Source organism: Rhodococcus kronopolitis, assembly GCF_042654025.1.
Classification (GTDB): domain Bacteria; phylum Actinomycetota; class Actinomycetes; order Mycobacteriales; family Mycobacteriaceae; genus Rhodococcus_G; species Rhodococcus_G kronopolitis.
The window spans coordinates 450,405-469,557 of record NZ_JBHSFO010000003.1 but is presented as its reverse complement, the minus strand read 5'-3'; the positions used below and the strand labels follow the sequence as shown (position 1 = coordinate 469,557).

Below are 19,153 nucleotides of genomic sequence, written 5' to 3'. Positions count from 1 at the left end.
CACTCGTCGTTTCACCCGTCCCGAGAGATATTGACTGTTAGCCTCTCGGGCGGGTAAAACGACGAGCTGCTGAGGGGGTACAGTGCGTTGGTCGACTGTGATCGTGTCATGGATTTCTGCTACCTTTTTATTACTCGGCACAGGGATGGCGGGGGCGGCGCCATTGCCGGTTCCCTACCAGTTCTTGGCGGGCGTCCCGCTCGAGCTCGGTAATCCCGGCGGCTCCGCGCCCGGTTCCAATGACTGGTCGTGTCGACCCACCGCCGCGCATCCCGAACCGGTGGTCCTCGTGCACGGAACCGGTGGCAACAAACAGACCAACTGGGCTACTTATGCGCCATTGCTCGCCAACGAGGGTTACTGCGTCTACGCGCTGACCTATGGCGCGTACGAGGAACTGCCCTGGCCGTTGAATGCGCTCGGCGCGTTCAAGCCGATGGACGAGAGCGCGCAGCAGCTCGCCGACTTCGTGGACCGGGTACTGGCGTCCACGGGGGCCGAGAAGGTGAACCTGGTCGGCCATTCCCAGGGCACGCTGATGCCCACCTACTGGCTCAAGAATCTCGGCGGCGCGGGCAAGGTGGACAAGTACGTCTCGCTGGCGCCGCTCTGGCGCGGGGAGATGGCCTTCGACCTGGACAAGAACCTCGCGGCGGCCCGGGAGCTGGGCGTCGAGGGTGCGGGCGAGGTGATGGGGCCGCTGTGCGGGGCCTGCGGCCAGTTCCTCTCCGGCTCGAAGTTCATGACGGACCTGCGGGCGGGCGGCGTCTATCTCCCCGGCATCACGTACACCAACATCATCACCCGATACGACCAGCTGGTCATGCCGTACATGAGCGGGTACGAGGAGGGTCCGAACACGACGAACATCTTCGTCCAGGACCACTGCGCGCAGGACTTCGGCGAACACCTGTCGATCGCAGGCGAGCCGGTCGCCGTCGCGCTGGTCCTCAATGCGCTCGACCCGGCGAACCCGCGCCCGGTGCCGTGCGTTTTCGTGCCGCCGATCGTCGGCTGACGTGCGACCGGTGGCGCTGGACGCGGCGACCGCCACGGCGCTGATCGGCGCCGTGCGAGGCGGTACTGCCGCTCGTCGGGTGATTTCCGTGGCCGGCCGGGACGATCCGCCACGCTGTTCGCTGCGGGCGTAGCGGTCGCGGGAAACGAAACGCCTGGCTGCGGCGTTGGGACCGGTAAGCATGATTTCAGGCCCGTAGTGATGGGATGGAGCTGCGCAGGCCGTACCGCTGGGCCATTAGAGTAGGGGTGCGGCTCGTGGATCCCGCTGAGGGATCTACCCATATGGAACGTGAGGGAGAGCGATGTTCGAGAGGTTCACCGACCGCGCGCGGCGCGTTGTTGTCTTGGCCCAAGAAGAGGCCCGGATGCTCAACCACAACTACATCGGCACGGAACACATCCTGCTCGGTCTCATCCACGAGGGTGAGGGCGTCGCGGCGAAGTCGCTGGAGTCGTTGGGTATCTCCCTCGAGGGTGTGCGCAGCCAGGTGGAAGAGATCATCGGTCAGGGCCAGCAGGCTCCGTCCGGTCACATCCCCTTCACCCCGCGCGCCAAGAAGGTCCTGGAGCTGAGCCTGCGCGAGGCGCTGCAGCTCGGCCACAACTACATCGGTACCGAGCACATCCTGCTCGGCCTGATCCGCGAGGGCGAGGGCGTCGCCGCCCAGGTGCTGGTCAAGCTCGGCGCCGACCTGAACCGGGTCCGCCAGCAGGTCATCCAGCTGCTGTCCGGATACCAGGGCAAGGAGCCGTCCGAGGCCGGCGCGAGCCGCGGTGAGGCGGGTACCCCGTCCACCTCGCTGGTGCTCGACCAGTTCGGCCGGAACCTGACCCAGGCCGCGCTCGAGGGCAAGCTGGACCCGGTCATCGGCCGCTCGAAGGAGATCGAGCGGGTCATGCAGGTGCTCAGCCGCCGCACCAAGAACAACCCGGTGCTGATCGGCGAGCCCGGTGTCGGCAAGACCGCCGTCGCCGAGGGCCTCGCGCAGGCCATCGTCAACGGCGAGGTTCCCGAGACCCTCAAGGACAAGCAGCTCTACACCCTGGACCTGGGTTCCCTGGTCGCGGGCAGCCGTTACCGCGGTGACTTCGAGGAGCGCCTGAAGAAGGTCCTCAAGGAGATCAACACCCGCGGCGACATCATCCTGTTCATCGACGAGCTGCACACCCTGGTCGGTGCCGGCGCGGCCGAGGGCGCCATCGACGCGGCCTCGATCCTCAAGCCGAAGCTGGCCCGTGGCGAGCTGCAGACGATCGGTGCCACCACCCTCGACGAGTACCGCAAGTACATCGAGAAGGACGCCGCACTCGAGCGCCGCTTCCAGCCGGTCCAGGTCGGCGAGCCGACCGTCGAGCACACCATCGAGATCCTCAAGGGCCTGCGGGACCGGTACGAGGCGCACCACCGCGTCTCGATCACCGACGGCGCCCTGGTCGCGGCGGCCACCCTGGCCGACCGGTACATCAACGACCGCTTCCTGCCGGACAAGGCGATCGACCTCATCGACGAGGCGGGCGCGCGAATGCGCATCCGCCGGATGACCGCGCCGCCGGACCTGCGCGAGTTCGACGACAAGATCGCCGACGCGCGCCGGGAGAAGGAGTCCGCGATCGACGCGCAGGACTTCGAGAAGGCCGCGAACCTGCGGGACAAGGAGAAGACCCTCGTCGCGCAGCGGGCCGAGCGGGAGAAGCAGTGGCGCTCCGGTGACCTCGACGTCATCGCCGAGGTCGACGACGAGCAGATCGCCGAGGTCCTGGGCAACTGGACCGGCATCCCGGTGTTCAAGCTGACCGAGGAGGAGACCACCCGTCTGCTCCGCATGGAAGATGAGCTGCACAAGCGGATCATCGGCCAGACGGACGCGGTCAAGGCCGTCTCCAAGGCGATCCGTCGCACCCGCGCCGGCCTGAAGGACCCGAAGCGTCCCTCCGGTTCGTTCATCTTCGCCGGCCCGTCCGGCGTCGGTAAGACCGAGCTGGCGAAGACCCTCGCGAACTTCCTGTTCGGCGACGACGACGCGTTGATCCAGATCGACATGGGCGAGTTCCACGACCGCTTCACGGCGTCGCGCCTGTTCGGTGCCCCTCCCGGCTACGTCGGCTACGAAGAGGGCGGCCAGCTGACGGAGAAGGTCCGTCGCAAGCCGTTCAGCGTGGTGCTGTTCGACGAGATCGAGAAGGCGCACCAGGAGATCTACAACACCCTCCTGCAGGTGCTCGAGGACGGTCGTCTCACCGACGGCCAGGGTCGTACGGTCGACTTCAAGAACACCGTGCTGATCTTCACCTCGAACCTGGGCACCTCCGACATCTCGAAGGCGGTCGGACTGGGCTTCACGTCCGGTACCGGCACCGAGTCGAACTACGAGCGGATGAAGCTCAAGGTTCACGACGAGCTCAAGAAGCATTTCCGCCCCGAGTTCCTCAACCGCATCGACGACATCATCGTCTTCCACCAGCTCACGCAGGATCAGATCATCCAGATGGTGGACCTGATGATCGGTCGCGTCGAGAAGCAGTTGAAGAACAAGGACATGGAGATGGAGCTGACGGCGCAGGCGAAGTCGCTGCTCGCCAAGCGTGGATTCGATCCGGTGCTGGGTGCGCGGCCGCTGCGTCGCACCATTCAGCGCGAGATCGAGGACCAGCTCTCGGAGAAGATCCTCTTCAACGAGCTGGGCCCCGGCCAGATCGTGCTCGTCGACGTCGAGAACTGGGACGGCGAGGGCGCCGGCGAGGACGCGAAGTTCACGTTCACCGGCACCCCGAAGCCGGTCGCGGTCCCGGACTCCCCGCCGGTCGACCTGGCGAAGGCCGGCGATGCGCCGACCGAGGCCGGTCCCACCGAGTAGGCACACGCACGACCGACGCCCCGCGAGCACCAGCTCGCGGGGCGTTTGCGTTGTTCGGGCCGAACGTCGTCGGCCGGGACACGCGGCACGCAATCGCGTTCCTGAACGCGCGCGGGGGAGCGAATTGGTGTCCACTGATAGGCGTGTCCTCCACCCCGGTCGAGCCCCGACTGACCCCAGACGACCGGCCGGCGCGCGCCCGGGTGGTGCTGCTGTCGCTGATCCTCGTCGCCGCGGTCGCCAATCTGAACCTGGCCGTCGCCAACGTCGCCCTGCCGGACATCGGCCGGGACTTCGACGCCAGCCAGACGCAGCTGAACCTGATCGCGGTCGGCTACTCGGTCGGGTTGGCCGCCTCGGTGCTGTACCTCGGTGCGCTCGGCGACCGCTACGGCCGCAAGCGCATGCTGGTGCTGGGCATGGCCCTGTCGATCCCGGCCTGCCTGATCGCGGGTGCGGCACCGAACTTCGAGGTGCTGTTCGCCGCCCGACTGCTCGGCGGACTGTCCGCGGGGCTCGCCTTCCCCACCACTCTGGCGCTGATCACTGCCCTGTGGTCGGGAGCGGCGCGCACCCGGGCCATCGCGCTGTGGTCGGCGATCGGCGGGGGCATCTCCGCGCTCGGCCCGCTGGTGTCGGGCCTGCTGCTCGAACGCTACGACTGGGGCTCGGTGTTCTACGTGACCCTCCCACTCGCCGTGGTCGCGCTCGGCATGGCCCTGCGATACGTGCCCGCGCACGTCAACGAGTCCACCGAGGCGGTCGACCACCTGGGCGGGATGGTGTCCGTGGTGCTGGTGGCGGCGCTGGTGCTCGGCATCAACTTCGCGCCGGTCGACGGGATGCGGTCGACAGCGCTCGGGCTGCTGGCGATCGCGTTGGCCGCCGGGGTGGTGTTCGTGATCCGGCAGCTACGCGCCCCGAACCCGCTCTTCGACCTCGACATCGCGCGTCGGCGGATCTTCTGGGTGGCCGCGGTCGCGGGGATCGTCGTGTTCGGCACCCTGATGGGCGTCATGTACATCGGCCAGCAGTTCATGCAGAACGTGCTCGGCTACTCGACCCTCGCGGCCGGTTCGGCCGCCCTGCCTGCCGCGCTCGTCATGGTGCTCGTCGCGCCGCAGTCGGCTCGGCTGATCGAGGCCCACGGCTGCCGGGTCACGCTGCTGCTCGGGTACGTGGCGATCGTGGCGGGACTGGTGGTCGCGCTGCTGCTGTGGAAGGAGGACGCGCAGTACTGGAAGATCGGGCTCGGCTACATGCTGCTCGGGGTGGGCGTCGGCCTCGCGGGCACCCCGGCCTCGCGCTCGCTCACCGGCTCGGTCCCGGTCCGGCGGGCCGGCATGGCATCGGGAACGGCAGACCTGCAGCGCGACCTCGGCGGCGCGATCATGCAGTCGGTGCTCGGTGCGCTGCTCACCGCCGGCTACACCGCCTCGTTCGCGGCCACCCTGGCCGCCACCCCGCAGTCCGCCGAGGTCAGCGAGCAGGTGCAGTCCACGCTCGAGAAGTCGTTCTCGGGCGCGGCAAACATTGCGGAACGATATCCGCAGTACGCGGACCAGATCCTCGCCGCCGCGCGGACCGCCTTCCTGGACGGCGATACCAAGGCGTACGTGGCGGCGGTGCTGATCGTGCTGGCCGGCGCGGCCCTGGTCTTCTTCGTCTTCCCCAAGCGGGACGAGGAGCGGGAGCTGCTGGCGCACTACCACCGGGTCGACAACGTGGCGGTGACTGTCGACGACGGCGCGTGAACGCCCTCGGCGGGTGGACCGGGAGGGCCCGCGGCAGGTCGTCGACGCCCGATACCGGTGGCCCGGGAACGGCATTCGGGACAGACTGTCTACGCGGGCACTCAAGTGTGAGGTGCCCGCTCGACGGAAGGAATTCACCATGCCCACTCGTACTGCCCGCACCGCCTGGAACGGCACCCTGCAGGACGGTTCCGGCCAGGTGGAGCTCAGCAGCTCCGGCGCGGGGACCTTCGAGGTGTCGTTCCCCAAGCGGGCCGCGGACGAGGCAGGCGGCACCACCAGCCCCGAGGAACTGATCGCCGCGGCGCATTCGTCCTGCTACGCCATGCAGCTCTCCGCACTGATCGGTGAGGCGGGCGGCACCCCGCAGAGCCTGGACGTGACCGCGTCGGTGACCCTGGGGCCGGACAACCCCGGATTCAAGCTGACCGGCATCACGCTCGTCGTCCGCGGCGAGGTCGACGGACTGGACGCCGCCGGATTCGCGCAGGTCGCGCAGGCCGCGAAGGAGTCCTGCCCGGTCAGCAAGGCCCTGACCGGGGTGGAGATCACCCTGGACGCGGCCCTGGAGTGACCCGAATCCGGGGCGGGTAGAGGCGGGTAGAGCAGTGCCCGGCGGCGGGTGCCGGAACAGATCGGGGCTCACGGGCGTTTCAACCGTCCGTGAGCCCCGAGAACAGTGATCAGCAGTCCGTACCCGCCGCCGAGTCGGCGATCCCGCCCGTCGTGATCGAGGTGTGGTCCGACATCGCCTGCCCGTGGTGCTACATCGGCAAGCGCCGCTTCGCCGCCGCCCTCGAGACGTTCGACCACCGCGACCGGGTTCGGGTGGTGTGGCGTTCCTACCAGCTCTCGCCCGACACCCCGGTGGGCGCGCGGGCCAGCGAGCTCGAGGCGCTGGCCAAGCACAAGGGCCTGCCGCCCGAGCGCGTCCGGGAGATGTTCGCCCACGTCTCCGCGACCGCGGCCGAGGACGGACTGGTGATGGACTTCGACACCGTGATCGCCGCCAACACCTTCGACGCCCACCGCCTGGTGCACCTGGCCGGCGACCGAACCGACGAGGTGTTGGAGGCGCTGTTCCGTGCGCACTTCACCGACGGCCGGGTCGTCGACGACCGCGACGAACTGCTCGCCATCGCCGCCGAGGCGGGCCTGGACGCCGCCGAGATCCGGGCAGCCCTCGAGTCCGACGCCGCCGCCGACCGGGTGCGCGCCGACATCGAGGAGGCCCGCGCGCTCGGGATCAGCGGGGTGCCGTTCTTCGTGGCCAACCGGGCGATCGGGGTCTCGGGGGCACAGCCGGTGGAGGTGTTCACCCAGCTGCTCGAGCAGGCATTCGAACAGTCCGGCGCGATCGTCACCCCCGACGGTGACGGCGGCGCCTGCGCCGACGACACCTGCGCGGTCTGACCAACCACCGACACACCGGAACGACCGAACGTCGCATTCGTTCACTCGACGTGAGCGAATGCGACGTTCGGTCGGTGTTGCGTGTGACGCTGAGTCAGCGGCTGCCGACGGCGACCGCGGAGCGCGCCCGCGCGGCGCGTTCGGTGAGGAATGCGAAGCCCAGTCCGAGCGCCAGCCAGAGCGTGGCCTGCACGGTCAGCGACGAGATCCGGAACTCCCACAGCAGGGTCGCGGGGAAGTCGCTGCCCACCTCATCGACGTCGGGCAGCAGCAGGTAGCCGACCCCGACGACCACCAGGAACGCCACCAGCGGGGCCGCGATCCGGACGGTCAGGAACTCGTGGGCCGCCACGACCTTCGCAGCGTAGGCCGCGACGGCGACGGCCAGCAGTCCGAGGACCACCGACGCCAGCCACAGCAGCGTCCGCTTGTCGATGGTCTCCGGGTCGCCGACGGCAGGCGGGTTCGCCGGGTACTTGAAGAACGGCACCGCCTCGATCGCGAGCCATCCCAACCCGGCCAGCGCCAGCGCGAGCACGGGTGCGGACAGCGTGCTCGCCCGCCGCGCGTAGTAGCTCACGCAGGCGTAGATGGCGCCGAGCGCGAGCCCGGCGAGCGAGGTGGCCAGGAACAGCCCGACCCGCTGGCCGTCCCGGCTGACCAGGGCGTCCTCGCCGTGCGAGTGCGCGGCGTCGGACTCCGCGGCGGTGGCCGCGGGGTGCTCGTGGGCGTCCGCGGTGGCGTGTCCGTGGGCCTCGGCCTGCGCGGCCGTGGACTGCCCGGCCTCGGCGGCCGCGGATGCAGACTCCTCGATGGCGATGGCCGCGTTGACGTGCGGCTCGCCGATCACGAACGCGACGGCACCGGCCAGCAGGCCGGCGACGAGGCCGGCCAGCAGCCCGCGGATGAGGAGATTCTTGAGGGACTCGGTCAGTGGCACGGCAGACCCAGCAGGTGGCGACCGTCGTGCATCAGCTCGTGCATGTACATGCCGGTGCGAGAGATCGCGCCCTGGTCGAAGCCGACCAGGTACAGCGTCAGCATCGCGAGCAGTACGACGCCCGCGATGATCATCGCGATGCCGATGGAATCGGTTGCCCTGCTGGGGGCGTGAACGTAAGCCATGGTTCCTCCTGGGATTTCGCGTCCCTGTAAAATCCTGGCGATGATGACGGTGTCTGGCTGTCGAGGCTGACGAACACCTCGATCACAGTGGCGCGACCGCTCCGGACTTGCACCGGATTCCCGTCGAACATCGCATTGACCCGCGAACCTTCGCATCTCTCCGCGGGCGTGTCAATCGGGCGAATTCGAGTGGGGGTCAGCGCCCGAGGAAGGGCCCCAGCTGGGTCGCAGCCTTCTGGGGCGTCTTCGCGTTGACACCCTCGCCGATGGCCTGCAGCTTCCAGGTGCTGCCGTCGCGGTAGACCTTGGCCATCACCATGGCGGTGAAGGGCATGCCGCCCGCGAGCGTGAACCGTGCAAGTTCGGTCGCGATCGTGGCGTCGACGAGTCGGCAGAACGCGTTCTCGACCTGCTCGAACGTCTGCCCGCGGAAGGACGTGACGACGAAGACGATCGAGGTCACGGCGGCGGGGACAGCGGTCAGGTCGACGGTGACCACCTCGTCGTCGCCATCGCCGTTGCCGGTGAGGTTGTCGCCGGAGTGGACGACGGAGGTGTCCCTGGACTTCAGCTGCCCGAAGTAGACGATCTCGGTGAGGTCGGTGCCGGCGAACAGCAGGGCGGATGCGTCCAGGTCGATGTTGGCAGCGCGCCCGCCGAAACGGCCGCGGCTGACGACCGGATCCCAGCCCAGGCCCATCCGGATCTGGGTGAGCGCCACCCCGCCGTCCTTCTTCAGGGTGACCTTCTGGCCCTTGCTGAGGCTGACCGGTCGGCTCTTGGTCAGGCTGATCTCGGCCGGTGCGGCCGGTGCGGCCGGTGCGGCGGGAGCCGCCGGGATCGGAGCAGGCGCCGGGGCGGGCGCGGGCTCGTCCTCGACCGACACGCCGTGGTCGGTGACCAACGCGGCAAACCCGCCCGCGTAGCCCTGGCCGACGGCCCGCACCTTCCAGCCGCCCTGACGACGGTAGAGCTCGAGGGCGATCACGATGGATTCGCTGTCCAGGCCGTCGATCCGGTACTCGTACAGCACATTTCCCGCGGTGTCGGCGACCCGTGCCGTCGGCGCCGCGGACCGGCCGAAGCTGCTCGACGGGTCGTCGAGGGTGATGACCGCCCGCACCTGGTCGACGTCTGCGGGGACCTCGCGCAGCGAGACGGCGAGCGCGGCGGCCTGCCCGGCCGATCCCGGCTGCAGGCGCACGCCCGGACCGGTCGGCTGGTTGAAGAAGACGAAGTCCGCATCCGAACGGACCTTTCCGTGCTCGGTGACCAGCAGGGCGGACAGGTCCGCGGCGGCGGTGAGCACGAGCGAGACGACGACGTCGTCGGCGGTCAGGGTCGCGTTCTGGCCCTTGGTGAGCTGTTCTGACACGGTGATCGTCCTTCGGTGTGTGACGGGGAGGGTGGTCAGGCGCGGTGCACGCGCACCGTGGGGGTGTCGAGCAGATCGGGCGCGGTGGCGAGGTTCCGGGCAAACCAACGCAGAATCTCTTCGCCCGCAGCGATTCCCGCGCTCTCGGTGACACTCACGCTCGGATACTGCCAGTTCAGGGACTCGAGTTCGCCGTGCCGGGGACGAATCGCGGCGTGGGCCGCGACGAGCATGTCGGCGTCGAGCGCGCCGTCGCCCGCGGCGAGCAGCAGGCTGTCCGCGGCGAGGGTTCCGTCGGCAACCAGCCGGGCCCGTACCTCCGCCACGGCGCGACCCTTCGAGACAGGCGCCGGCATCGTGTAGATCTTGCGACCCTGTTGGGAAGCGCCCCAGCCGCGTTCGCGGCACCATCGGTGCCACTGGGCGAGGAAGCCGGCGGGCACGGCATCGGGTTCGACGACGAGATAGCAGAACAACTCGTCCGCGGTCCGGAAGGTGCGGACCCAGTCATCGCTGACCCGGGTCCGCAGTTCGGCGGTCACCTCGTCGAGGGTCGCGCCGTCCGAGCGGATGCTCGTGTCGATCTGGCTGCGCCACTGCGGGTCCGGCACGCCGTCGACCAGAATGTTGCCGCCGTTGCTGGTGATCGCGTAGCGCCAGGGTGCGCCGGGGAGGGCGATCCGCTCGAACTGCGCGACGGTTCGGGTGGTCGTCGGGACCACCGTCGCCACTGTGGTCAGCTCCCGCAGCAGCGCCGCCCCGGTCTCGGTGACGAAGGACAACGGCGACCCGTCGTAGTGCTCGACGCAGCGGAGCACGGGCTCGGTGGCCGACGGGCCGCCGAGCTCGATCGCGGAATGCGAGTAGATCATCGTGCGATCGAGGTCGGTGGCGATAAGTACGGTCATGCGACGACATCCTTGATCAGGCCCATGCAGGAGTACGCGAGATCGGGGACCTCGTCGACGGCGACGCCTCGGGCGGCGGCCAACATCCGGATGTGGGCGTGTTCCGGAGCGTCGAGGTCGCGCACGAGGATGCGCCACGGCACCCGCCGGAGCAGCACCCGGGTGGTCTCGCCGACGCCGGGTTTGACGAAGTTCACCGACGAGATGCCGTACCGGGCACGGATCTCCTCCACCGACGCCCACCCCGCCCAGGTGGGGGAGCGGTCGCCGTCGACGATGTCGGCGACGGCGGCGGGGACGTCGGCCCGGACGGCGGGGAAGCAGGCGGCAACCGAGTCGAGCAGGTGGTTGGAGACGTCGGCGGCCGCGAGCTCGCGGTAGAACTTGGCGCCGTGGAAGTCCCCGACCCCGATCACGGTGTCGTTGAGGACGGTTCGGGACACCAGTCCCGAGACGGTGGAGTTCAGGCACGCGGTGGCGATCAGGAAGTCGTCGCGGGTGCCGAAGGTGCGTACGCACGCGCCGGGGTCGGCCAGGACCACCAGGTCGTCGTTGAACCGCGGACCGCCGTCGGCCGCGTGCGCGTCGAGTGCCGCGGTGAGCTCCCGGGTGATCGCGCCCTTGCCGGTCCATCCGTCGACAAAGACGATGCTTTCCGGATCGTGATGGGCGGCAAGGTAGTCCAAGGCCTCGGTATCGATGCCGCGGTCCCGGACGATGGAGATCGCGTAGTGCGGCAGGTCGAGTCCGTGGCTCTCGTTCGCCCAGCGGCGCATCAGCACGCCGACCGGCGTGCCCGCCCGGGCCAGCGAGACCAGCACGATCTCGTGCCCCCGCTCCGCGAGCACCAGTTCGGTGACGGCGCCGACCGCGAGGGCGAGGCGCTCCGCGCTGGTCGCCAGCACCTCGTCGAACAGTTCGCGGTACGCGGCATCGGGCTGGAACTCGATCGGCAGCGACTCCGCGTAGTGCGCCTGCCCGGTCTGGATGCGGCGTTCGCGCACGGCGACATCGGCCTCGAGGTCGAGCTCGGAGAGGTCCTTGAGTAGCCAACGGACGTCGGCCGGGGCGTAGGAACCGAACTGCGGTCCGGTCAGTGGCGTGGTCACGGGTAGGTGGTCCCTCGGCTCTCGCGCAGTGTTTCGGGGTCGGTGCTCGGCACCACGGCGAGCAGGACGTCGCTGCCGGCGGCGGCGAGTACGTCGAGCAGTCCGCCGTCGACGTGGAGCAGGGGGGTGTCGGCGGGGCCGTCGACGACCAGCAGGATCTGCGCTCGCGGGACGTCCGTCGGCTCGGGGGACGCCCACTGCGTCTGCTGGGGCTCGTCGGACGGCCACTGCGCGTGCTGGGGCTCGTCGGACGGCCACTGCGCGTTGTACAGGTACCGGGCCGCGCTGTCGTCGGGTTCCGGTGCGGGAAAGGTGAATCCGCGGCGCAGCGGGTAGCCGGGTTCGTCGCGGACGTAGGCGGGGGACCTGGTGGTCGTCTGGAACCGGCTCGCGATGCCTCGGGCGCCGAGTGCGGCCGCCAGGCGCAGCGGCAGGTACATCAGCTCCTCGTGGCCGACCACGATGACCGGCCGGCTCGGATCGAGTCGCGGTGCCAGGGCGTCGGCCGCGTCGGCGACCGCCCGCTCGAAGGCCGGGGTGTCGGTGTGCAGGAACCCGTGCCGACCGCCGTCGGGAACCGTTGCAGGCCAGGCGACCTCCACCCGATCCACGCTTCCGCGGGCGTCGGCGACCGGATTCAGCGCCGGGTCTTCGAGTCCGACGACCCGGTCGAGAAGTCCGTCCGGCAGGACCGTGGTGCCGGTGGCGAGGCTGACGTAGTCGATCTCCACCCCGAGCTCGGCCGCGGCCAGGTCGCAGTCCGCCCGGTGCTCGTCGGTCCGCATGTCCACCAGCGAGGCCACCACGTACCGGGCCCGCGGATGGTGGGCGTGCAACGCGCGGATGGCGTCGACCGCGGTTGCGCCGGTGGAGATCTCGTCGTCGACGAGGACGAGCGGGGCGGTGCCGGTGAACAGCGAGGCCGACGTCGGCTGCAGCAGGTGGCTGGTGGCGTGCGAGTGCCCCTCCTCGAAGCCCGCGAGGGTGTCGGCGCCGGGCACGTCCCGTCGGGTGGAGTGCAGGTAGCAGCGTGCGCCGATCCGAGCGGCCACGCAGTGTCCGAGACCCGTTGCGGTCTCGGCGAACCCGAGCACCACGGCGTCCACCTCCGGGCCCGGCGCGGCGGGATCGATGCCGAGTGCTCGTAGCACCCGCTCGCCCAGTCGGTCGCCGGCGTCGAGCACCACCCGCGGCTCGGTGGGCAGGTGCTTGCCCAGGACGGTCGAGACCAGCAGGTGGGCACGACGCGGGTTCCGGCGCAGCCCGGGCACCACCAGCTCGGGCACCAGGTGTCCGGTCGCCGAGTCGTCGTGCCGCAGGTCGATGCCGAACTCGCGGGTGGCCCACGGCTCGGCAGCGGCCCGGGTCACCGCTGTACCAGCGCCGTCAGCAGGTCCACGAATGTCACTCCCTTGTTGGTCACCCCGAACACCTGGGCCCGGCGCAGCGTGTGCGCGGCCCAGTTGCGGTGCGGTCGAATCTCGTTCATCTTGTTCCGATAGCCCGACGCCTGGACCCCGCCGACGGTCTCACCACCGAGGATGTCGACGGCGTCGTGGTACTCCTCGTGGGTCACGGCGGACAGCGCGTGCACGGCGGCGACGTGCGAGGGGTGGATCACCGTCTTGCCCTGGATGCCGTTGGCACGGTCCAGCGAGATCTCCCGCAACAGTCCGTCGAGGTCCCGGCTGACGAGCTGCTGCCGGAACAGCACCGCGTCGTGCTCGGCGAACGGAGTGGCGCGCAGCATCGGCCGGAACATCCGCTCGTGGTCGGCGAAGTACTCCCAGACCGGCCCGGTGATGACGAACCCGGACCCGTCCGACCGGCCGAGGTAGTTGACCACGTCGGCGATGACGTCGACGACGACCCGCACGTCGTAGATCGTCAGGTCGCGGTCCCGCCGGATGCCGAAGGTGCTGCACATGTCAGTGGCCCCGATCCGGACCGCCAGGATCCGGTCGCGGTGTGCGGCAAGCAGTTCGCCGATCGCGTGCAGTTCGGTGTCGCGGCTCTGGCGGTGCACCAGCTCGGGTGACTCGAGGACCGGCATCGCATAGAGGTGCTTGCCGAGGCGCGCGGAGGCCGCGGCGACCTCGTCGAGGAACCCCGCGCCGGTCTCCCTGGTGAACTTCGGCAGCACGAACCCCGTCAGTGCGTCGACCCCGCCGCGCAGGGACGCGGCGATCGCGCCGATGCCGTCCGCGGTGCGCACCCGCACGAAGAGCAGCATGTTGGCGGCGAGGGTGCCTGCGAGTTCGTCGAGGGCGGCGACCGCATTCGCCATGGCCTGTTCCACCTCGTCGTCCGCGACCGCGTCCTCGAGGTCGAGGACCATCGAACACACGCCCTCGCAGGCCCGCCGCGCGATCGTGGCGGCCAGGTCGGCACGCGTCGCGGGGATGTAGAGCGTCGCGCCGAGGGCGGTGGCGAGCACCTCGCGGTCGGTGCCGTCGTCGAACGGCTGGGACGGGTGCAGGAACAGCCGGTCCTGGGTTTGCTGGTCGAGGTGTTGGAAGTGCCTGATCGTGGTCGTCTCGGTGACGGTGCCCGCGCTCATCTCTTGCTTGCCTGCCCTCTCATGCGTTGCACCACGCCCGCGATGAACTCCGACACGGCGTCGAGTTCGGTGATGTATGCCCAGTAGTCCGGATGCGTGCCCTGCAGGGCGCCGCTGATCCGGTCGATCCGGTCGACCTGTGCGTCCAGTACCGAGCCCCATTCGCCTGCGAGTCCGGTGTTGACGGCGAGGTGCTGGGCGTCCTTGAGACGGAACCGCACGGCGGCGAGCTTCGCGCCGGGATCCCCTCGAACCTCGCGCAGCAGTCGGAGTCGATCGGTGACGGAGTCGACGGCATGGTCGGCCGCGGCCAGGTCGGTCCGGACCCGCTCCGTGTGTTCGAGCGCGAGGTCGGGATCGCCGCCGGACAGGGCCCGCTCGATGTCGACGAGTCCGGCGGCGGCGGCCTCGATGTGCCGGTGGCTGGACTGCTCGTTGCCCGTCAGGTCCAGCGAGCTGGCCATGGTGAACTCGCGGAGGATGTCCGAGTAGGCCGCGCGCAGGCCGCCGGCCCGGGTCCGCGCGGCCTCGACCCGGGTGCGCACCGAGGCCAGCGCGGTCCGGGCCTCGTGCTCGCGGGTCGGGGCGGCCCCGAGGGACTCCTGGAGGCCGGCCACCGCGGTCAGGACGCGGGACGTCGCCGCCCGGATGTCCTTGGCGTCGTGACGGGCGCGGGCGGCGCCGAGGGCCGCCGCGGCGGCGTCGAGCTCGTCGGACCCCGCGCGCACCGACGAGTATCCGGCATAGCCCTGGTCGGGTCCGCGCAACCGGGCGGCGACGGCGGTCGCGGCCGCGTCGGCCTGATGTGCGACCTGCGGGACCGCCTCCAGGGTCGAGACCGCGTGCTCGAGATGGTCCCGGTGGGTGGCGTAGAACTCGTCGAGGGCATGTGTCGCATCGGACAGTTGCCGTGTCGTCCGGTCGGGGGACACCGGCGCCGAACCGGGCGGAGTGACGACCGTCACGTCGGACAGGGCGAGGTAGGCGGTCGCGGCCGCGTAGCAGGCGTCGCGGACCGGTGCCCACCCGCGGCGGATGCCCTGCTCCGGGAAGAGCTGCGCGGACGCCTCAACTGCGGTTTCGACGATCCGCTGCCGGGCGTCCATGGTCAGGAAGGCGGTGGTCATCGACTCCCGGGCGTGGCGAATCCCGGCATCGTTGTCGGATCCCCCCAGGAATCGCGGCCATCGGTTTGTCACCACATCATCGTACTTGGGGAAATTTTTACAATCCCCTGATAGGTACATTGGTTGGCGGCGCTGGGCTCGGCTTTTCGCGGTCCGGCGGTCGACGGCATTTCGGACACCGACGGGCGTTGTGCCTGGTGTCCGGCTACCTCCACATGAAAGGACCCCGCATGGGCGTCAGCTTGACCAAGGGCGGCAACGTTTCCCTCACGAAGGAAGCGCCGAATCTCACCGCGGTCGCGGTCGGTCTCGGATGGGACGTCCGCAGCACCACGGGTGCCGAGTTCGACCTCGACGCCAGCGCGATCGCGGCAGGCGCCGACAAGAAGGTCGTCTCCGACCAGCACTTCGTGTTCTTCAACAACATGAAGACGCCGGACGGCTCGATCGAGCACCTCGGCGACAACACGACCGGTGCCGGCGACGGCGACGACGAGGTCATCGCCGTCGACCTCGCCGCGGTCCCGGCCAACATCGAGAGCATCTTCTTCCCCGTCTCGATCTACGACGCGGAGACCCGCTCGCAGTCGTTCGGCCAGGTCCGCAACGCCTTCATCCGCGTTGTCGATCGCGCGAACGGCACGGAGCTCGCCCGCTACGACCTCTCCGAGGACGCCTCCACCGAGACCGCAATGGTCTTCGGCGAGCTCTACCGGCACGGCGCGGAGTGGAAGTTCCGGGCCGTCGGCCAGGGCTACGCCTCGGGACTGTCGGGCATCGCCCGCGACTACGGCGTGAACGTCTAGAGAGCTTCCACACCCGGCGGACCGGGGTGGGGCGCGCGTTCCGCATGCCCCGCCCCGGTCCGTTGCTCTCTACGACGGTGGCAACCACCTGCTGCAGCAGCCACCCTGCATTGCCCTCACAGAAAGGCCACGCTTCGTGGTTCTGCGCATCTTCGGTGTCTCGTTCTTCGTCACCGTGCTCGCCCTCATCATCGCGGCCGTGTACGGCGGCCCGGAGGCCGTCTTCCTCGTCGCGATCCTGTCCATCCTCGAGATCTCGCTCTCCTTCGACAACGCCGTGATCAATGCCACGGTGCTGCAGCGGATGAGCGAGTTCTGGCAGAAGATCTTCCTCACCATCGGCATCGTGATCGCCGTCTTCGGCATGCGGCTGGTGTTCCCGCTGGTCATCGTGTGGGTGGCGGCCGGTCTCGGCCCCGTCGAGGCGATGAACCTGGCGCTCAACCCGCCCGCGGACGGCGCCGCGGCCTTCCCCGACGGCAGTCCCAGCTACGAGACCATCCTGACCGACGCGCATCCGCAGATCGCCGCGTTCGGCGGCATGTTCCTGCTGATGCTGTTCCTGAACTTCATCTTCTCCTCGCGCGAGATCACCTGGCTCGGCTGGATCGAACGGCCGCTGGCCAGGATCGGCAAGCTGGACCAGCTCGAGGTCGTCGTCGCGGGCGCCCTGCTGCTGGTCACCGCAGGCTTCCTCGCCGACGACGAGAACCGCGCGACCGTGATGGTCGCAGGCGTCGCGGGCCTGATCCTCTACATCGCGGTCAACGGCCTCGGCGAGCTGTTCAACCTCCCGGAGGAGGGCGAGGAGCCGTCCGGCGGCCCGTCGAACCTGGCGAAGGCCACCGGCAAGGCCGGATTCTTCCTGTTCCTGTACCTCGAGGTCCTGGACGCGTCGTTCTCGTTCGACGGCGTCATCGGCGCATTCGCGATCACCTCCGACCCGATCATCATCGCGCTCGGCCTGGGCTTCGTCGGCGCCATGTTCGTCCGCTCGATCACCGTCTTCCTGGTCCGCAAGGGCACGCTCTCGGAGTACGTGTACCTCGAGCACGGCGCGCACTGGGCCATCGGCGCCCTCGCGGCGATCCTGCTGGTCTCGATCGGTGTGCACGTCAACGAGCTGATCACCGGCCTGGTCGGCATCGCCCTGATCGGTGCCGCGTTCATCTCCAGCGTCGTCAGGAACCGCAAGGCGGGCGACGGCGACGCGCTGGTCGAGGAAGCCACCCCCGCGCACGTCGGCTAGTTGCCACCACTCGACCGGTCACACCCACTCGAAAGGACACGACATGGCAATCGACTACACCCGTCGCCCCAGTACGCCCCCGGCAGGCGAGCCGGCGGCCGCCGCCCAGGGTGGCGGCGTCAACCTGAGCAAGATCACCCTGACCAAGAGCGCGCCCAGCGTCAGCCTGACCAAGTCCGGCGAGCGCCAGGGCGCCATGCGGGTGAACCTGAACTGGTCTCAGGAGCAGCCGAAGAAGAAGGGCTTCTTCGCGAAGCTGGCCGGCCCCGGCGGCATCGACCTCGACCTCGGCTGCCTCTACGAGCTGGCGGACGGATCGAAGGGCGTCATCCAGGCGCTGGGGAACAGCTTCGGCGCGCTGAACACGGCTCCCTTCGTTCAGCTCGACGGGGACGACCGGACCGGTTCGGTGACCGGCGGCGAGAACATGCACGTCAACCTCGACCGCCCGGAGATGTTCAAGCGCGTCCTGATCTTCGCGATGATCTACCAGGGCGCCGCGAACTGGGCGGCGGTGGACGGCGTCGTGACCATGTACCCGACCAGCGGTCCCGAGGTGGAGGTTCGCCTGGACTCGGCCGTCGACGGCGCCCGGATCTGCGCGATCGCGATGCTGGAGAGCACGGGCCGGGACGTCACCGTCAACCGTCTGGTCCAGTACATCAGCGGCAGCCAGGCCGATCTCGACGCCGCCTACGGGTGGGGCATGCGCTGGCAGGCCGGCAGCAAGTAGTCGAGTAGCGACAGCGGCGCCCGGGACCTCGGTCCCGGGCGCCGCTGTCGTCCGCTCTTCGCCCGCTTTCATCCGCTTTCGCCCGCACCGCCATCGAATGAACGGAATCGTTCATTCGATCCAATCGAGTGAACGGTCCGTTCATTCGATGGGCGGGCGGCGGGCGGCGGGCGGGCGCCTGCCGACGCCGACGGCGCGCGCCCGGTGAGGGGTCGCGCGCCGTCGGGGGGAGGTCTAGAGGTCGAACTCGGCGGGGTCGATGCCCACCGCGAAGCACGCTTCCTTGACCGCGTTCTTCTCGTGCTGGTCGAAGTTGCCGTCGGCGCCGCCGATGATGATGCCGATCTGGATGACCGCCCGGGCCTGCTCCGGCTTGGACTTCAGCTTCCCGACCGTCGCGGTCGCCTCGACCTTGCCGAAGTCGAAGTCGCCCGCCAGCTTGTCGCAGTACCAGTCGAACTTCTCCCGCAGCTCGTCCGGCGTGAACACCTTGAGCGCCTCGTTGCTCATGATCAGCGCGGCGGTCTTCTGACGCTCGGTCGGGTCGATCCGGCCGTCGGCGGCCGCGATCAGCGCGCACATCGCCATCGAGCCGTTCGCGAACTCCTTGTTCTTGAACTGGGCGGTCTTCGTCTGCAACTGCCCGTTCAGCTCTTGCGTCTTGGCCTTGAGCTGATCCCAGAACCCCATGAAACTCCTCAAGCTCATACCAACGGTTCGTAAACCCTTATGGCTGAAAGCGTATCGGAATCGGGTGGGAGCCGTCGCCGGTGCAGGTCAGGCGCCCTTGGCCGCCACGTCGAGGACCACCTCGAACTCGAGCAGCGAGGCACCGGTCGCGACCGGCTTGGCGCGCTCGCCGGCATGCGCGGCCCGCGCGGGACCCTGTGCCCAGGCCTGGAACGACTCCTCGGAGTCCCACTGGGTGACCACGAAGTAGCGGTCGTCGCCCTTGACGGGGCGCAGCAGCTGGAAGCCGAGGAATCCGGGGGAGTTCTCCACCGCGTGTGCGCGGCTCGCGAAGCGCTTCTCCAGCTCGGGGCCTGCGCCCTCGGGGACCTCGATTGCATTGATCTTCACCACAGACATGGCGGCGAGCGTACTCCGATACCTTGGACC

The 19,153-nt window shown here is 69.4% G+C and carries 18 protein-coding genes and 1 riboswitch; of the genes, 8 read left to right on the top strand and 10 right to left on the bottom strand.

Annotated features, from left to right (window positions below; genetic code table 11):
* Positions 1–145: 145 nt before the first annotated feature.
* From ACFO6S_RS08780 to ACFO6S_RS08760, 5 genes are all read left to right on the top strand, one after another.
* Complete coding sequence (locus ACFO6S_RS08780; protein WP_378416026.1) at positions 146–1,018, top strand: esterase/lipase family protein; 873 nt, start codon at positions 146–148, stop codon at positions 1,016–1,018.
* Between the two features lie 304 nt (positions 1,019–1,322).
* Positions 1,323–3,875 (top strand): ATP-dependent Clp protease ATP-binding subunit, encoded by a 2,553-nt coding sequence (locus ACFO6S_RS08775; protein ID WP_378416024.1) that lies wholly within the window; start codon positions 1,323–1,325, stop codon positions 3,873–3,875.
* A gap of 143 nt (positions 3,876–4,018) precedes the next feature.
* Positions 4,019–5,629 (top strand): MFS transporter, encoded by a 1,611-nt coding sequence (locus ACFO6S_RS08770; protein ID WP_378416022.1) that lies wholly within the window; start codon positions 4,019–4,021, stop codon positions 5,627–5,629.
* Between the two features lie 139 nt (positions 5,630–5,768).
* Complete coding sequence (locus tag ACFO6S_RS08765) at positions 5,769–6,203, top strand: OsmC family protein (RefSeq protein ID WP_378416020.1); 435 nt, start codon at positions 5,769–5,771, stop codon at positions 6,201–6,203.
* A gap of 89 nt (positions 6,204–6,292) precedes the next feature.
* On the top strand, positions 6,293–7,042 hold the full coding sequence (locus ACFO6S_RS08760) for a DsbA family oxidoreductase (protein ID WP_378416019.1): 750 nt from the start codon (positions 6,293–6,295) through the stop codon (positions 7,040–7,042).
* Positions 7,043–7,136: 94 nt separating this feature from the next.
* Here the strand turns inward: ACFO6S_RS08760 and ACFO6S_RS08755 are convergent, their stop codons facing one another.
* From ACFO6S_RS08755 to ACFO6S_RS08720, 8 genes are all read right to left on the bottom strand, one after another.
* Positions 7,137–7,982: a CbtA family protein gene (locus ACFO6S_RS08755; protein ID WP_378416017.1), complete on the bottom strand. Its 846-nt coding sequence runs from the start codon at positions 7,980–7,982 to the stop codon at positions 7,137–7,139.
* Positions 7,973–8,167 (bottom strand): CbtB domain-containing protein, encoded by a 195-nt coding sequence (locus ACFO6S_RS08750; RefSeq protein ID WP_378416015.1) that lies wholly within the window; start codon positions 8,165–8,167, stop codon positions 7,973–7,975. Before ACFO6S_RS08750 ends, ACFO6S_RS08755 begins: the two co-directional genes overlap by 10 nt.
* 47 nt (positions 8,168–8,214) lie before the next feature.
* Positions 8,215–8,290, bottom strand: a riboswitch (cobalamin riboswitch).
* 73 nt (positions 8,291–8,363) lie between these two features.
* On the bottom strand, positions 8,364–9,542 hold the full coding sequence (locus tag ACFO6S_RS08745; RefSeq protein ID WP_378416013.1) for a TerD family protein: 1,179 nt from the start codon (positions 9,540–9,542) through the stop codon (positions 8,364–8,366).
* Positions 9,543–9,577: 35 nt separating this feature from the next.
* The gene (locus ACFO6S_RS08740; RefSeq protein ID WP_378416011.1) at positions 9,578–10,450 is read right to left on the bottom strand and encodes an HAD family hydrolase; all 873 of its coding nucleotides are present in this window, start codon (positions 10,448–10,450) and stop codon (positions 9,578–9,580) included.
* Positions 10,447–11,559: a cysteine protease StiP family protein gene (locus ACFO6S_RS08735; RefSeq protein WP_378416009.1), complete on the bottom strand. Its 1,113-nt coding sequence runs from the start codon at positions 11,557–11,559 to the stop codon at positions 10,447–10,449. Before ACFO6S_RS08735 ends, ACFO6S_RS08740 begins: the two co-directional genes overlap by 4 nt.
* Positions 11,556–12,929: a phosphoribosyltransferase family protein gene (locus ACFO6S_RS08730; protein WP_378416008.1), complete on the bottom strand. Its 1,374-nt coding sequence runs from the start codon at positions 12,927–12,929 to the stop codon at positions 11,556–11,558. Before ACFO6S_RS08730 ends, ACFO6S_RS08735 begins: the two co-directional genes overlap by 4 nt.
* Entirely contained in the window at positions 12,926–14,119 is a 1,194-nt protein-coding gene (locus tag ACFO6S_RS08725) for an HpcH/HpaI aldolase/citrate lyase family protein (protein WP_378416006.1), read from the bottom strand. The genes ACFO6S_RS08730 and ACFO6S_RS08725 overlap by 4 nt, the downstream gene beginning before the upstream one ends.
* The gene (locus tag ACFO6S_RS08720; RefSeq protein WP_378416004.1) at positions 14,116–15,318 is read right to left on the bottom strand and encodes a hypothetical protein; all 1,203 of its coding nucleotides are present in this window, start codon (positions 15,316–15,318) and stop codon (positions 14,116–14,118) included. Before ACFO6S_RS08720 ends, ACFO6S_RS08725 begins: the two co-directional genes overlap by 4 nt.
* Positions 15,319–15,476: 158 nt before the next feature.
* Between ACFO6S_RS08720 and ACFO6S_RS08715 the strand changes: the two genes are divergently transcribed.
* The 3 genes from ACFO6S_RS08715 to ACFO6S_RS08705 all read left to right on the top strand — a co-directional run bounded on the left by ACFO6S_RS08715 (position 15,477) and on the right by ACFO6S_RS08705 (position 18,034).
* Positions 15,477–16,052 carry a TerD family protein gene (locus tag ACFO6S_RS08715; RefSeq protein WP_378416002.1) on the top strand — a complete coding sequence of 192 codons (576 nt, stop codon included), beginning with the start codon at positions 15,477–15,479 and terminating at the stop codon, positions 16,050–16,052.
* A gap of 136 nt (positions 16,053–16,188) precedes the next feature.
* A complete protein-coding gene (locus ACFO6S_RS08710; protein ID WP_378416000.1) occupies positions 16,189–17,301 on the top strand; it encodes a DUF475 domain-containing protein in 1,113 nt (370 codons plus the stop codon).
* Positions 17,302–17,344: 43 nt separating this feature from the next.
* Complete coding sequence (locus ACFO6S_RS08705) at positions 17,345–18,034, top strand: TerD family protein (protein ID WP_378415997.1); 690 nt, start codon at positions 17,345–17,347, stop codon at positions 18,032–18,034.
* Between the two features lie 234 nt (positions 18,035–18,268).
* Here ACFO6S_RS08705 and ACFO6S_RS08700 read toward each other — a convergent pair whose 3' ends face one another.
* Entirely contained in the window at positions 18,269–18,742 is a 474-nt protein-coding gene (locus tag ACFO6S_RS08700) for a tellurite resistance TerB family protein (protein WP_465269191.1), read from the bottom strand.
* Between the two features lie 69 nt (positions 18,743–18,811).
* Complete coding sequence (mhuD, locus tag ACFO6S_RS08695; protein WP_378415995.1) at positions 18,812–19,123, bottom strand: mycobilin-forming heme oxygenase MhuD; 312 nt, start codon at positions 19,121–19,123, stop codon at positions 18,812–18,814.
* Between the last annotated feature and the right edge of the window lie 30 nt (positions 19,124–19,153).

Coding starts and splice junctions, on each gene's coding strand:
- ACFO6S_RS08705 (WP_378415997.1), top strand. CDS start 17,345: ATGGCAATCGACTACACCCGTCGCCCCAGTACGCCCCCGGCAGGCGAG.
- ACFO6S_RS08765 (WP_378416020.1), top strand. CDS start 5,769: ATGCCCACTCGTACTGCCCGCACCGCCTGGAACGGCACCCTGCAGGAC.
- ACFO6S_RS08715 (WP_378416002.1), top strand. CDS start 15,477: ATGGGCGTCAGCTTGACCAAGGGCGGCAACGTTTCCCTCACGAAGGAA.
- ACFO6S_RS08700 (WP_465269191.1), bottom strand. CDS start 18,742: ATGAGCTTGAGGAGTTTCATGGGGTTCTGGGATCAGCTCAAGGCCAAG.
- ACFO6S_RS08780 (WP_378416026.1), top strand. CDS start 146: ATGGCGGGGGCGGCGCCATTGCCGGTTCCCTACCAGTTCTTGGCGGGC.
- ACFO6S_RS08775 (WP_378416024.1), top strand. CDS start 1,323: ATGTTCGAGAGGTTCACCGACCGCGCGCGGCGCGTTGTTGTCTTGGCC.
- ACFO6S_RS08750 (WP_378416015.1), bottom strand. CDS start 8,167: ATGGCTTACGTTCACGCCCCCAGCAGGGCAACCGATTCCATCGGCATC.
- ACFO6S_RS08740 (WP_378416011.1), bottom strand. CDS start 10,450: ATGACCGTACTTATCGCCACCGACCTCGATCGCACGATGATCTACTCG.
- ACFO6S_RS08725 (WP_378416006.1), bottom strand. CDS start 14,119: ATGAGCGCGGGCACCGTCACCGAGACGACCACGATCAGGCACTTCCAA.
- mhuD (WP_378415995.1), bottom strand. CDS start 19,123: ATGTCTGTGGTGAAGATCAATGCAATCGAGGTCCCCGAGGGCGCAGGC.